Source organism: Hydrogenophaga sp. UC242_53, from assembly GCF_042696965.1.
In the GTDB taxonomy this organism is placed as follows: domain Bacteria; phylum Pseudomonadota; class Gammaproteobacteria; order Burkholderiales; family Burkholderiaceae_C; genus Hydrogenophaga.
In genome coordinates, this window is the sequence record NZ_CP170552.1 from 5,149,231 (window position 1) to 5,162,850 (window position 13,620).

10 protein-coding genes and 2 pseudogenes are annotated in these 13,620 nt (G+C 72.1%); 5 read left to right on the forward strand and 7 right to left on the reverse strand.

What is annotated here, in order from left to right:
* The first annotated feature begins 49 nt into the window (after window positions 1–49).
* Window positions 50–1,159 (forward strand): AI-2E family transporter, encoded by a 1,110-nt coding sequence (locus tag ACFJI0_RS25955; RefSeq protein ID WP_382322884.1) that lies wholly within the window; start codon window positions 50–52, stop codon window positions 1,157–1,159.
* Here the strand turns inward: ACFJI0_RS25955 and ACFJI0_RS25960 are convergent.
* The 4 genes from ACFJI0_RS25960 to ACFJI0_RS25975 are packed head-to-tail and all read right to left on the reverse strand — an operon-like array spanning window position 1,156 to window position 6,569.
* Window positions 1,156–1,389 carry a cysteine-rich CWC family protein gene (locus ACFJI0_RS25960; RefSeq protein ID WP_382322885.1) on the reverse strand — a complete coding sequence of 78 codons (234 nt, stop codon included), beginning with the start codon at window positions 1,387–1,389 and terminating at the stop codon, window positions 1,156–1,158. The two genes, ACFJI0_RS25955 and ACFJI0_RS25960, sit on opposite strands and share 4 nt — an antisense overlap.
* A gap of 32 nt (window positions 1,390–1,421) precedes the next feature.
* Entirely contained in the window at window positions 1,422–2,666 is a 1,245-nt protein-coding gene (locus ACFJI0_RS25965; RefSeq protein ID WP_382322886.1) for a PepSY-associated TM helix domain-containing protein, read from the reverse strand.
* Window positions 2,666–6,052, reverse strand: a complete 3,387-nt coding sequence (locus tag ACFJI0_RS25970; protein ID WP_382322887.1) for a TonB-dependent receptor domain-containing protein — start codon at window positions 6,050–6,052, stop codon at window positions 2,666–2,668. The genes ACFJI0_RS25965 and ACFJI0_RS25970 overlap by 1 nt, the downstream gene beginning before the upstream one ends.
* Before the next feature lie 4 nt (window positions 6,053–6,056).
* Window positions 6,057–6,569, reverse strand: coding sequence for a sigma-70 family RNA polymerase sigma factor (locus ACFJI0_RS25975; RefSeq protein WP_382322888.1), 513 nt, complete (start codon window positions 6,567–6,569; stop codon window positions 6,057–6,059).
* A 67-nt stretch (window positions 6,570–6,636) separates the two neighbouring features.
* On the opposite strand from ACFJI0_RS25975, the pseudogene ACFJI0_RS25980 reads away from it, so the two are divergent.
* Window positions 6,637–7,447: pseudogene (locus ACFJI0_RS25980) on the forward strand (crotonase/enoyl-CoA hydratase family protein).
* Here ACFJI0_RS25980 and ACFJI0_RS25985 read toward each other — a convergent pair.
* Both ACFJI0_RS25985 and ACFJI0_RS25990 read right to left on the reverse strand, forming a co-directional pair.
* A complete protein-coding gene (locus ACFJI0_RS25985) occupies window positions 7,434–8,501 on the reverse strand; it encodes an acyltransferase family protein (RefSeq protein ID WP_382322889.1) in 1,068 nt (355 codons plus the stop codon). The pseudogene ACFJI0_RS25980 and the gene ACFJI0_RS25985 overlap by 14 nt on opposite strands.
* A 35-nt stretch (window positions 8,502–8,536) precedes the next feature.
* Window positions 8,537–10,124: pseudogene (locus ACFJI0_RS25990) on the reverse strand (gamma-glutamyltransferase family protein).
* 123 nt (window positions 10,125–10,247) lie between these two features.
* Between ACFJI0_RS25990 and ACFJI0_RS25995 the strand changes: the two are divergent.
* The gene (locus tag ACFJI0_RS25995; RefSeq protein WP_382322890.1) at window positions 10,248–10,997 is read left to right on the forward strand and encodes an SGNH/GDSL hydrolase family protein; all 750 of its coding nucleotides are present in this window, start codon (window positions 10,248–10,250) and stop codon (window positions 10,995–10,997) included.
* Between the two features lie 13 nt (window positions 10,998–11,010).
* Here the strand turns inward: ACFJI0_RS25995 and ACFJI0_RS26000 are convergent, their stop codons facing one another.
* The gene (locus tag ACFJI0_RS26000) at window positions 11,011–11,313 is read right to left on the reverse strand and encodes a hypothetical protein (protein WP_382322891.1); all 303 of its coding nucleotides are present in this window, start codon (window positions 11,311–11,313) and stop codon (window positions 11,011–11,013) included.
* 147 nt (window positions 11,314–11,460) lie between these two features.
* Here ACFJI0_RS26000 and ACFJI0_RS26005 point away from each other — a divergent pair, with 147 nt between their 5' ends.
* Window positions 11,461–12,639 (forward strand): ABC transporter substrate-binding protein, encoded by a 1,179-nt coding sequence (locus tag ACFJI0_RS26005; RefSeq protein ID WP_382322892.1) that lies wholly within the window; start codon window positions 11,461–11,463, stop codon window positions 12,637–12,639.
* Between the two features lie 25 nt (window positions 12,640–12,664).
* A complete protein-coding gene (locus tag ACFJI0_RS26010) occupies window positions 12,665–13,522 on the forward strand; it encodes a branched-chain amino acid ABC transporter permease (RefSeq protein ID WP_382162870.1) in 858 nt (285 codons plus the stop codon).
* The last annotated feature ends 98 nt before the right edge of the window (window positions 13,523–13,620 follow it).

Consider the following 13,620-nt stretch of genomic DNA (forward strand, 5'->3'; position numbering starts at 1 on the left):
GGTATATTGCCCCAGGTCTTTTTGTCTCTCTCCGCGCCCTTCTCCCTCCATGCCACCTGTCCCGAACGCTTCACTGATCATTCGCGGCCTGCTGCTGCTGATCGTGGCGGCCGGTGTCTACTTCTTCCGTGGTTTCCTGGTGCCGGTGCTGGCCGCGCTCATCATCGGGTTCGCCAGCTGGCCGCTGTACCGCCGGGGCGTGCGCGCCTGCGGCGGGCGCACCGCGCTGGCGGCCAGCCTGGCCCTGGTGGTCGTGGTCGTGGTGCTGGTGGTGCCGCTGAGCCTGGCCCTGCACTACGCGCTGAAGGAGGCGGGTGGGCTGGTGGCCTGGCTGCTGGACGTGAACCGCTACGGCGCCCCGCCGCCGCAGTGGATCGAAGCCCTGCCCTGGGTGGGCGAGACGCTGGCCACCTACTGGCGCGAGCACCTGGGCGAGCCGCACGCGCTGGGCGACTGGATCCAGCTGCTCAGCGGCCAGCACATCGGCAACATCTACCGCATGGTGCTCAGCGCCACGGGCGATGCCGTCAACCTCGCGCTGACGGTGCTGTTCATGCTGATCACGCTGTTCTTCGTCTACAAGGACGGCGCGCGCATCGCCGGCCAGCTCGACACCATCGGTGAGCGCATCCTGCCGCTGCAATGGCAGCGTTTCTCGCGCGTGGTGCCGGCCACCGTGAGCGCCACCGTGACCGGCCTGGGCCTGATCGCCATCGGCGAGGGCGTGGTGCTGGGCGTGGCGTACTGGGTGGCGGGTGTGCCCTCGCCGGTGCTGCTGGGCGTGCGCACCGGTTTCATGGCGCTGATCCCCGGCGGCGCGCCGCTGTCGTTCAGCCTGGTCTCGCTCTACCTCGTGGGCTCGGGCCACCTGTGGGCCGGCGTGGGCCTGTTCGCCTGGGGTTCGATCGAGCTCTTCATCGTGGACAAGACCCTGCGCCCGCGCCTGGTGGGCGGGCCGGTGAAGCTGCCCTTCCTGCCGACCTTCTTCGGCCTGGTGGGTGGCGTGAAGACCATGGGCCTCGTCGGCCTGTTCGTGGGCCCGGTGCTGATGGCGCTGCTGGTGGCGATCTGGCGCGAGTGGCTGCACAGCCTGAGCGCGGCGCCCGCGCCGCCGCTGGTGCCGCCGCCCGAGGCGGACCAACCGCCGCGCGAGCCCTAGCCGGCCGCTTCGCGCGCCGCGCGCAGGGCCTGGGCCGCGCAGGCCGCGCAGATGCAGGCCTGGCCGCGCGCGGCCTCGGGGATGCGCTTGAACAGATCGGGGCTGAAGGTCGCGCCCACGCACCAGCAGGGCGGCTGGGGTTCACCGGTCTCGCGCTGGATTTCCATCGCGCAGCGGTTGTCGGCGCCGCAGAGCGGGCAGCGGCCGGGGTCGATCGTGGGGGCGGACATGGCGCATAGGGTACTCGCCCCGCGCCGCCGCGTCAGCGCTGGGCCTGGCGCTGGCGCGCCGCGGTCTGCCGGCCGGCCCGCTTCTTCCACCAGATCCAGACGCCCGTGCCGCTGAGCCCCGCGCTGGCCAGGCCAAGCAGGAACACGGCGAGCTTGAAGGGCTGGCCCCACACGTCGGCCATGTGCAGCGCGAGCAGCCAGGTGGTGAAGGTGTCACCGCCCGATTCGCCGGTGGGCACGTAGCTGCCCAGTCGCGCGCCGGTGGCGGCGTCGAAGTCCAGCGAGGTGGTGCCGCGCCGGTCGCGGATGTCGCGGTCGCTGCGCACGCGGTAGTGGAAGCTGCCCCGGTGGGGGCTGTACGACAGGCGCTCTTCGTTGAGCACGCTGAAATCTTTTTCGCGCGCGAGCTCGGCCATGAGCGCGCGGCCCCGCGCCAGCCCGGCGTGCCAGCCCATGGCGGGTTCGTCGCGCGGCACGGGTTTCACGGCCGGCGCTTCGGTCCGCTCCTGCGTGCCCGCCAGGCTGTGCATGGTGGGGTAGTAGACCTCGCGCAGGTTGAAGGCCACGCTGGACCAGGCGAACACGAACATCCAGGCCCACAGCCAGAGGCCGCCGGCGCGGTGCAGGTCGAACCAGCGCTTGTAGCGGCCCTGCGCCCAGCGCACCCGCCAGGCCGGTGCCCAGCGCGTCCACCAGCCGGTCGCCCGCGTGTCGGCGCGTGGGCCGCGCGAGCGCGGCAGGGTGAGCGCCGCGCCCACGAAACAGTCCAGCGTCCACAGCAGCGCGATCACGCCGAAGGCGTAGGTGCCCACCGTGCCCAGCGCCACCTGGTAGTGCAGCCGGTAGATGAAGGGCATGAGGTTGCTCCAGCCCTGGCTGATGTCGCCCCAGCGCCGCCCGCCCAGCACCTCGCCGCTGTAGGGGTCGACGAAGACCTCGTCCTCCTCGATCGGCCGGTGGCGGCCGGTGGCCGGGTCTTCCGGCCCTTCGATGAAGAACACGGCCGGCGCGCCGGCGGGCTGCGTGAGCGGCACGAAGTTGACCTCGGCCTGCGGATGGCGCGCGAGCACCTGGTCGCGCAGCACCAGGGCCGGCAGCGGCTGCGCGCCGGCCGACGGCGGCACCACGCGCAGCCACTGCGGGTTGATCGCCGCGTCGAAGGCGTGGTACCAGGCCAGCACGGCGCCGGTGAGGCCGGCCAGGATGAGGAAGGCCGCCATCACCAGCCCCACGTACCGGTGCAGCCACACCAGGCCGTTGCGCAGGTCGACCGGCATCAGAAGCGCAGGGTCGCGGTCAGGCGCAGTTCGCGGCCGGGTTCGCGCGAGCCCACGATGCCCTCATAGCCCGGGATGCGCTGGAAGTCCTCGTTGCTCGCGTGGTCCAGGTAGTCCTTGTCGAACAGGTTGCTGATCGCGAAGGTCAGCGTGAAGCTGTCGCGGCCGGTCGGGCGCCAGTTGGCGTAGAGGTCGTGCACCGCGTAGCCGGGCTTGCGCACGCGGCCCACCGGCGTGTCCAGCGAGCCGATGCCCTGCACGAAGCGGCCGGCCCAGCCCACGTCCACGCGCGAGGTCACGCGCCAGTCCACGCTGGTGGTGAGGGTGTTGCCCATGCTCGCGCCCAGGCCGTTGTGGTCGTACACGTTGAGCCGCTGGCCGTTGAGCGTGGCGCGGTTGTGGTGCAGGCCGGCGCCGAGCTGCACCTGCTTCCAGTCGTAGGTGGTGTGCAGCAGCGCGCCGCGCGAGCGCAGTTCGCCCACGTTGAAATAACGCGCGGGATTGCCGATGGGGTCGGCGATCACGTCGCGGATGGTGGTGTCGTAGACCTTGCCGTTGAAGCGCCAGGCGCTGCGCGTGTACTCGAAGCCGAGCTCCGAGGTGCGGGCGCGCTCGGGCCGCATGTTGGGGTCGTTGGTGATGGTGTCGAGCTTGAAGGCGTCGCGGATCTTGGGGCCGCGCAGCGCGCGCGAATGCCCGGCCAGCAGGGCCAGCTGCGGGGTCACGGCGTAGCGCACGCTGGCGTTGGGGCTCGTGCCGCTGTGGCTGAACGACAGGCCGTTGGTGTCCTTGAGCGTGTAGCGGTCGTGGCGCGCGCCGAGGTCGAGCGTGAGCTCGGGCGTGAGGGTGATGCGGTCCTGCACGTAGAAGCCGGTCACGCCGCCGCGCTCGCGCTCGGACGTGGGGTTGGTGGCCGGGCCGGCGCTGCTGCGGTCCTTGCGGTGGTCCACGCCGTAGGTGATCTCGTGCCGCTCCAGGTGCGAGGTGTTGCGCAGGTCGAAGCCGGTGGATTCGATGCTGCCCCGGTAGCGGCCCCAGCGGCCGATCACGTTCTGCTCGATGTCGGTGTCGGTCTGGTAGAGGTTGAAGGCGACGTCGAACAGCGGGTTGGACGCCGGGCGGTAGGTGTAGCCCAGGTTCCAGGTCTCGCGCTCGCTCTGCAGCGGGTAGGCGCGGTTGAAGCTGCTCGCGATCCACTGCGGGCGCTGGGTGCGCAGGCCTTCGTCCTCGTGCCGGTCGTAGCTCAGGCGCACGGTGTGGTCCTGGGCCAGCTTGCCCACGAGCTTGAAGAAGCCCAGCGCCTGCTGCGAACCGGTGTTGGCGACGCGCCGGCCCGCGCCGTCCTGGTAGTCCTTGAAGTCCTGGTCGGTGAGCGCGGCCATGGCCGACCAGTTCTCGGCGAGGCGGCCGTACACGCTGGTGTGCAGCTTGAGGCCTTCCGAGTTGCTGAAGTAGCTGCCCTTGAGCAGCGCGCCCACCGACTGGCCTTCGCGCAGCAGGTCTTCGGGATCCTTGGTGACGAAGCGCACCACGCCGCCGAGCGCGCCCGGGCCGGCGGTGGCGTCGCCGGTGCCGGGGCGCACCTCGACGCGCTTGATCAGCTCGGGCTCGAGCTGCACGCGTCCGGTGTGGTGAAAGGCCTGGGCCACCTGGCCCGCGCCGTCGATGGTGACGTTGAGCAGCGTGTCCTCGACGCCGCGCAGGTAGATCTTCTGGGCAATGGCGTGGCCGCCGCCCACGGCCATCTCGGGCTGGCTGGCGAACACGTCCTCGAGGTCGTTCGCGGCGTGGCGCTCGAGCGTGCGCGCGGTCACGATGCCGGGTTCGACCGGGCCGGGCTCGCCGTCGAGCCGAAAGGTGCCGGGGCTGGTGCGCTCGGCCACCACGCGCACCTCGCGCAGGGCGCGGTCGGCCGCGGGCGCGGCCGAGGCCGGGCGCAGCACCACGCTGCCGCCTTCCAGGTGGGCGTCCAGGCCGCTGCCGGCGAGCACGCGCTCCAGCGCCTCGCGCAGGCTCATGGTGCCGCTGAGCGCGGCGGCCGACTTGCCGGCGACCAGTTCGGCGTTGACCGAGATCGCCACGCCGGCCTGCCGGGCCAGGGCATTGAGGGCCTGGCCGAGCGGCTGCGCGCCGAGGTTGAAGGCGTGCGGCGCCGCGAGGGCGGCCGACGAGGCGCCCTGGGCCAGGGCGGCGGAGGCCCCCAGGGTGGCGAGGGCGGCGGCGCAGGCCAGCACGGTGGCGCGCCAGCGGCGCGGGGCGGAGGGCAGGGAACGGGGCATGGAAAAAGGTCCTTTCAGCAGGGTGGTCTGCTGTGAAGACGCGGCCCGCGCCCGGAACCGGACAATTTTTTTCAGCGCCGCGCGGCGGCGATGCGCACGCCGCCGTCGGCCAGGCGCTCGGTGCGCACCGGCAGGCTGGCGGGCAGGCTGTCGACGAACACGCCCGGCGAGCGCAGCGGGAAGCTGCCGGTCAGGCGCAGCCGCGCCAGCGCCGGGTCGTCGTCGAGCCGCAGCGGCGCGCCGAGGTAGTGATTCCAGCGCGCGACGGCCTGGGGCAGCGGGGTGTTGTCGAACACCAGCCAGCCCTGGCGCCAGGCGGCGATCTCCGCCGTGCGCAACCGGGAGCACCGGGCCCAGGGCCTGCGCCTCGGTGAGCACCGCCTGGCCGGCGCCGAGCACGGTGTCCACCGGCCGGGCCAGCGCGGCGCCCACGCCGCCTTCGGGCAGGGGACCGGCCCACACCGCCACGCGGCCTTGAGAGACGGCCACGCGCATGCGCGACTGCCGCGCCTCGACGGTGAACACCGTGCCCAGCACGCGGACCTGGCCCCAGCGCGTCATGACGAGGAAGGGGCGGTCCGCGTCGGCCGCCACGCTGAACTGCACCTCGCCCTCGTCCAGCCAGGCCTCGCGGCGGTCGCGGTACAGCGCGATGCGCACGCGCGTGTGGGCGTCCAGCGCCAGGCCGCTGCCGTCGGGCAGGGTGGTGGTCTTGATCTGGCCGCGCGGCGTCTGCAGCGCCACCTCGTGCAGCGCCTGCCGCCAGTGCCAGCGCGCCAGCGCGCCCGCGCCCAGGAAGAGGGCGCCCAGGCCCAGCACCGAGAGGGCCTTGCGCCGGCCGGCGCGCAGGCGCTCCTGGTGCGAGGCCGGCAGGGGCAGTTCGCCGCGCAGGGCATCGGCGCTGGTGGCGTCCCAGCCGGCGCGCGCGGCGCCGTAGGCCGATTCGTGCGCCGGGTGGGCGCTGCGCCAGTGCGCCAGGGCCTCGCGCGCGGTCTCGGCGGTGCGCGCGTCGCCGCCGTGCACGCGGGCGATCAGCAGCAGGGCGTGTTCGAGTTGCGCGCGCGGCGAGGCCGCGGGCGCGTGAGGAGGGGTGCGGGTGGCGGGCATCGGCTCAGGCGGCGTGTGCCGTGGCCAGATCCATCAGGTCGCAGACCGCGCGCACCACGTGCTTTTCGATCGCCTCGACGCTCACGCCCTGGTGCTCGGCCGCCTCGGCGTGCGTGTGGCCGTAGACGCGCACCAGGATGAAGGCCTCGCGGCGGCGGCGCGGCAGCGTGGCCAGCCGCACGGCCAGCCGCGAGAGCTGCTGGCGCGCGCTGGCGATGCGGTCGGCCGAGGGCGCTTCGTCGCGGTGGATCAGGCCCAGCGTCTCCAGCATGCCGGCCTCCACCCGGCGGCGGCGCGCGTCGTCGATGACGATGTTCTTGCCCGTGCGGTACAGCAGGGCGCGCATGTCGCGCACCAGCGCCTGGCCGTCCATGCCCAGCACGCGGGCGTAGCTCTCCTGCACCACGTCGGCCGCCGCTTCCCGGTTCTGGAGCGCGCGCGAGAAGTAGTTGAGCAGCTCGGCGTAGTAGTGCGCTGCGCACGGATGGGAAGATGTGTAAATGAGAGTTATTCGCAATTATGCACGGTGTGCCGCCGTGCGCAGGCGACAGCCCGTCGGTGCGCGCGTGGCTACCATGGGCCGCATGAGCGCCGACCCCACCCTTTCCGAAGGCCGCATCCGCACCGAGGTGCAAGGCCCCGTGCTGCTGATCGCGATCGACCGCGCGGCCAAGCGCAACGGCTTCACGCCGGCCATGCTGCAGGCCCTCGCCGAGGCCTACACCCGGCTCGACGACGACCCCGCGCTGCGCGTGGGCGTGCTGCACGCCGAGGGCGACCACTTCACCGCCGGACTGGACCTGCCCAGCTTCGCGCCACTGATGCAGCGCGGCGAACGCGCCATCGCCGAGGGCCTGGTGGACCCGCTCAACCTGGGCCGCCCCGGCCTGCGTCGCCGCACCAAGCCGATGGTGGTCGCGGTCAAGGGCATCACCTACACGCTGGGCATCGAGCTCATGCTGGCGGCCGACATCGTGGTCGCGGCCGACGACTGCCGCTTCTCTCAGCTGGAGGTGCAGCGCGGCATCATTGCCACGGGCGGCGCCACGCTGCGCATGGCCGAGCGCGCGGGCCTGGGCAACGCCTTGCTGCACCTGCTGACCGCCGACGTGTTCGACAGCGCCGAGGCGCTGCGGCTGCACTTCGTGCAGCGCGTGGTGCCCGCCGGCAGCGAGCTCGACGAGGCCCTGCGCATCGCGCAGGCGATCGCCCAGCAGGCGCCGCTGGCGGTGGTGGCGCACGCGGCTCAACGCGCTCAAGGCGGTGGAGGAAGGGCCGACGGCGGCGGCCGACGAATTCGAGGCCACGCAGCAGCGCCTGGCGAACAGCGAGGACGCGCGCGAAGGCGTGTTGTCCTTCCAGGCCAAGCGCGCCGCGCGCTTCACCGGGCGCTGAGCGGCGCCGTCCCGGCCAGGGCCGGCTCGCGCCGGCGCCCGAGGCGGCCCAGCGGCTGTTCCACCGCGTGGTGGAACAGGGCCCCCGCCACGTTGCACGCGAGCCAGGCCAGCAGCACACCGAGCGTCTGCACCTCGGCGTCGGCGCTGCCGTAGCGCGTGAACAGCGCGTTGACCACCAGCGCGATGGGGAAGTTGAGCAAGAACACCGCGTAGGAAATGCGGCTCAGGTAGGCCACCACGCGGTTGCGCGGCCAGGTGAACAGCCAGCCCTGGCGCTGCGAGCAGGCCAGCGCCAGACACACCGCGAGCGCCAGCGCGATGCGCTCGCGGAAGTCGATCGCCAGCGCCAGCAGCGTCATCGCCACCAGGGCGCCGAGCAGCCAGCGGCCGCTGCGCCAGGCCTCGTCGCTGTGGGTGGCCCACCAGGTCAGCGCGCCCAGGCCGTAGGCGCCGAAGAAGTACAGCGCCCAGCTGTCCCAGTCGCTCTCGCGGTTGAAGTGCAGCAGCGAGGCCGCCACCACCACCACCACCAGCGCCTGCGCCCAGGCGCCGGCCGCGTGCTGGCGGCGCGCCAGCCAGAGCAGGCCCAGCAGCAGGGCGTAGAGCTGGAAGTCGATCGCCACGTACCAGACGCCGGCCGAGAGCGAGTCCACGTCCAGCAGCGTGTGCAGCAGCAGCGCGTGCGAAATGAACTGCCACAGCCCGGGCGGCGCGGAAAGCGAGTCGTGCGCCATCCACAGGCGGGCCAGTTCGGTGCACAGCATGGCGATCAGCAGCGAGGCGATGTAGGGCAGGGCGGTGCGCACGTAGCGCTGGCCGACCTGGCCCAGCGGCGAGGCGGCGCGCAGCACGCCGTCGGGCGCGAGGCTGCGCGCCGCGAGGAAACCCGCGACCACCAGGAAGACCTGCACCGCCATGCGCGCGTCCTGGCTGAACCAGGTCACGAGCTCGGGCGCGAGCCGGTGCGTCCAGTCCGACATGGGGCCGTAGAAGGCGAGGTGGTGCAGCACGATCAGCTGCGAGCCCACGGCCTTGAGCAGGTCGATGAACATCAGGCGCTCACCCGCGCCGAGGCTTGCAGCGGCCCTCACAGCGCCGCCACGCCGCCGTCGCTGCGCGGGTCGGCCGCGCCCTCGATCACCCCGTCGGGGTGGCGCACCAGCGCGCCCGCGTGGCCCATGGTGTCGCTGAAGGCCTCGGGCAGTTCCTCGATCACGTGGCCGGCGTCGCGCAGGGCCTGCACCAGGGCCGGGTTGAAGCGGCTCTCCAGCTTGAGCGTGGTGCTCTTGTCGCCCCAGGTGCGTCCCAGCAGCCAGCGCGGCGCGCTCACGGCCTGCTGCAGCGGCTGGCCAAAGCGCGCGTAGCGCGTGAACACCGCGGCCTGCGTCTGCGGCTGGCCTTCGCCGCCCATGGTGCCGTAGGGCATCACGCGGCCGTCGTCGAACAGCGCCAGCGAGGGGTTGAGCGTGTGAAAGGGTTGGCGGCCCGGCTCGAGGTGGTTGAGCGCCTGCGGGTCGAGCGAGAAGCTGGTGCCGCGGTTCTGCCAGCAGATGCCGGTGTCCTGCAGCACGGTGCCCGAACCGAATTCCCAGTACACGCTCTGGATGAAGCTGACCGAGCGGCCCTGGGCGTCGATCGCGCCCATCCAGATGGTGTCGCCCGGCGCGGCCGGGTCGGGCCAGGGCAAGGCCTGGCGCGGGTCGATCTGCGCGGCCAGGGTGTCCAGCGAGGCGGCCTCCAGCAGGCTTTGCGGGTCGGTCGGCAGGCGCCCCGGGTCGGTCACCACGCGGTCGCGCACGCGGAAGGCGCGCTTGGTGGCCTCCACCAGGCCGTGCAGGTGCTCGAAGCCCTCGCCTTCGCTCACGCCCAGGCGGTCGAACAGGCCGAGGATCATCAACGCCGACAGGCCCTGCGTGGGCGGCGGCAGGTTGTAGACCGTGCTGTCCTTCAGGCGCACCACGAGCGGTTGGACTCGCTTCGCGCGGTAGGCCGCGAGGTCTGTGGTGCGCAGCGGGCTGCCCAGGCGCTCCAGCTCGGCACCGATGCGCCGGCCCAGCTCGCCGCGGTAGAAGTCGTCCAGGCCGCGTTCGGCCAGCGTGGCCAGGGTCTGGCCCAGCGCGGGTTGCCGAAGCAGGTGGCCGGGCTCGGGCGGCTGGCCGTCCACGAGGTAGGTGGCGGCGAAGCCCGGCGCGTCCTTCAGGCCGTCGAGCTTCTGCCGGGTCAGGGCGGACTGGCTGGTGGTGACCACCACGCCGTCGCGCGCGTGGCGGATCGCGTCGGCCAGCAGGCGCGCCAGCGGCAGGGCCTGGCCCCAGGGCGCGGCCAGGTTCAGCGCTTCGGCCCAGCCGCCGAGGGTGCCGGCCACGGTGAGCGCGGCGGTGGGGCCGCGCGCGGGGATCTCCTGCGCACCGGCATAGAAGTCGCGCGTGCGCCAGCGCGGCGGCCGGTCCGCTGGCGTCGATCGCCACCACCGGCTGCCCGGGTTCGTGGATCAGCCAGAAACCGTCGCCACCGATGGCGTTCATGTGGGGGTAGACCACGGCGATGGCCGCGGCGGCGGCCACCATGGCCTCGACCGCGTTGCCACCGTCGCGCAGCACATCGCGCCCGGCCTGTGCCGCCAGGTGATGGGGTGCGACCACCATGCCGCCCAGGGCCTTGTGGGTATGGATCATCGGAAACGGTCTCCTGCGCGTCGGGAAATGAACATGGGGCAAACCCGTTATTGTCGCGGCGCCGCGAAGGGCCAAATCCGGGTCGTTGACGCGCCAGCGACGCCGGGGCATAGACTGGGCCGCATGAGTTCCCCGTCCTGGCCTGTGCTGCCCACCCTCATCGCCGTTCTGCTGGTGGTGCTGCTCGCGACCTCGGGCTGCGCGGTCTGGCGCATGGGCCAGGCCCGGGAGCTGGCCCAGCGCAGCGAGCCGCTGCAGCAGGCCCCCGCGGACGCCACGCTTCGCCTGCTCATCGTGGGCGACAGCACCGGCGTGGGCACCGGTGCCAGCGACCCGCGGCACAGCCTGGCCGGCCTGCTGGCGCAGGCCTACCCGAGGCTGCACATCGACAACCGCGCCAGCGATGGCGCGACCTTCGCCCAGGTGATCGGCCAACTCGAGGCCGCCACCGCGCGCCACGACCTGGTGCTGGTGCAGGCCGGCGGCAACGACGTGATCCGGCTGCGCGCGCTCGACGGCGTGCGCGCCGACATCGAGCGCGTGGCCGTGCTCGCCCACGCGCGCGGCACTCGCGTGCTGCTCATGCCGGCGGGCAACGTGGGCAACGCGCCCTTTTTCTTCGCACCGGTGTCCTGGCTCATGAGCTCGCGCGCCCGTTCGATGCATGGCTTCGTGCGCGAGGCCGCGGCGCGGCACGGGGCGGTGTACGTGAACCTGTTCAAGGAGAAGGCGGACGACCCGTTCGCCCAGCGGCCTGAGCTCAACGCGGCCGATGGCCTGCACCCCAGCGACGCGGGCTACCGCGTGTGGTTCGACGAACTCATGGCGCAAGGCCGGCTCGAGCCCGTGCTGGCGCCCGCGAAGGCGCGCTAGCGCTGCGGGGTCTTCAATCGGCTGGCGCGAAGTGCGCCAGCAGGGCCTCGCCCCAGCCCCAGGGGCCGGTGACCGTCAGCGTCACCGTGGTCCATTCACCGTCCGCCCGCACCTGCTCGTCGGCGTCCCACGCGCCGCCCTCGTCGAGCGGGCCGCGCGGGCCCGGCGCGTGGGTCTCGGCCCAGTCCAGCACGGCGCGCACCTCGGTCATCACGTCGGGCAGCTGCGCGGCGCGCACGCTGGCCATGGCGTCCCAGGTGCCGGTGCCTTCGCCGTCGTCGCTGGCGTCAAAAAGCAGGTAGTTCATTGCGGGCATGGCGGCGAGCTTAGCCGGTCCGCCGAACGCTGTTCAGGGTAAACCCGCATTTGGTTGATATTGCAACTGGTTGGCAATACAACCATAATTCGAGCCGTCAACACCGATGCCATTTCCCCCGAGTGGCGCAACAACCAGGAGACAGACATGTCCATCTCACGACGCGTTCTCTGCGGCACGGCCCTGGCGGCCGCCGTCCTGTCCACCGCGCCCGTCCACGCGCAGGACCCGGCGATCAAGGTGGGCGTCATCGGCCCGTTCTCCGGCCCGTTCGCGCACTACGGCACCTTGTTCAAGGCCGGTGTGGAGGCCTATGTGCGCAGCCAGGGCGGCAAGCTCGCGGGCAAGTCGGTGGAGTTCATCTACCGCGACACCGGCGGCCCGAACCCCGCGCAGACGCGGGTGCTGGCGCAGGAGCTGATCGTCAAGGACAAGGTGGACTACCTGGGCGGTTTTGTCTTCACGCCCAACGCGCTCGCGGTCGCACCGCTGATCCAGCAGTCGCAGACGCCCACGGTCATCTTCAACGCGGCCACCTCGTCGATCACCGAGAAGTCCGAGTACTTCATCCGCAGCAGCTACACGCTGTGGCAGGTCACGGTGCCGCTGGCCCAGTGGGCCGCCAAGCAGGGCATCAAGAAGGTGGTGACGGCGGTGACGGACTACGGCCCGGGCCTGGACGGTGAAGCGGCGTTCAAGAGCGAATTCGTCAAGCAGGGCGGGACGGTGGTCGAGACCATCCGCATGCCCATCGCCACCACGGACTTCGGCCCGTTCGCGCAGCGCATCCGCGCCAGCGGCGCGCAGGCGGTCTACACCTTCCTGCCAGGCGGCCCGCCGAACCTGGGTTTCGTGAAGGCCTACAACGAGAACGGCCTGGCCAAGGCCGGCATCCAGTTCCTGGGCACCTCGGAAACGGACGAGTTCGACCTGCAGAAGTTCGGTGACTCGGCGCTCGGCCTCACGACCGCGTTCCACTATTCCGGCGCGCACGACTCGCCGGCGAACAAGGCCTTCGTCGCCGCGCTGAAGAAGCAGAACCCGGCGGCGGTGGCGAACTACGCCTCGGTCGGCGCGTGGGACGGCATGCACGTCATCCACAAGATGATCGAGGCCACCGGCGGCCAGAAGAACGGCGCCAAGGCCCTGGCTGCGGCGCGCGAGCTGCAATGGGAAAGCCCGCGCGGCCCGGTGCGCATCGACGCCAAGACGCGCCACATCACCCAGAACGTCTACCTGCGCAAGGTGGAGAAAGAGGGCGGCGTGCTGGTCAACAAGGAAGTGCAGAGCTTCGGACCGCAGACCGATCACGGCCTGAACCCCTGATGCGGCGGCTGATGGACGAAGCGACGTGATCACGTTCTCCAACATCCTGATCGACGGCCTGGCCTACGGCATGGTGCTGTTCGTCATCGCCGTGGGCCTGTCGGTCACGCTGGGGCTCATGCGCTTCGTGAACCTCAGCCATGGCGCCTTCGCCATGGTGGGCGGCTACTGCGTGGCCCTGCTGACGCGCGAGCTCCAGTGGAGCTTCTGGATCGCCGTGCCGCTGGCGGTGCTGGCCACCGGCCTGCTGGGCGCGCTGCTGGAAGCGCTGGTCCTGCGGCACCTGTACCAGCGCAAGGAGCTGGACCAGGTGCTCTTCACGATCGGCCTGACCTTCGTGCTGATCGCCTCGACCAATGCCCTGGTCGGCCCGCAGGTGCAGATGGTCCAGCTGCCGCCCTCGCTGTCGGGCTCGGTGGACCTGGGTTTCCGCACCCTGCCGGCCCAGCGCCTGCTCGTGATCGGCGTGGGCCTGGCCGTGGCCGTGCTGGCCGCGCTCACGGTGACGCGCACGCGCTTCGGCATCTGGCTGCGCGCGGCGGTGGACCACGCGGGCACGGCCTCGACGCTGGGCATTCCGATCCGCCGCGTGCAGTGCCTGACCTTCGCCGCCGGCGCGGCGATGGCCGGCCTGGGCGGTGTGCTGGGCGCGGAGGTGATGCCGCTGGAGCCTTACTACGCGCTGAAGTACCTGGTGCTGGTGCTGGTCGTCGTGGCCGTGGGCGGCATGGGCAGCATCGCGGGCTCGCTGTGCGCGGCCATCGTGCTCGGCCTGATCGAGACCGCGAGCAAGTACCTGGCCTCGGACTGGGGCAGCCTTTTCTTCTTCGCCGCCATGGCCCTCTTCCTGGCCTGGCGTCCCAACGGACTGTTGAAACGATGAACGCCCTGTCCTTGTTCAAGACGCGGGCGCTCGCGGGCCCGCAAGACGGCGATGCCGCTTCGCCGCGCTGCGCGCCGGCCTGGCGCGCGCCGCTGGTG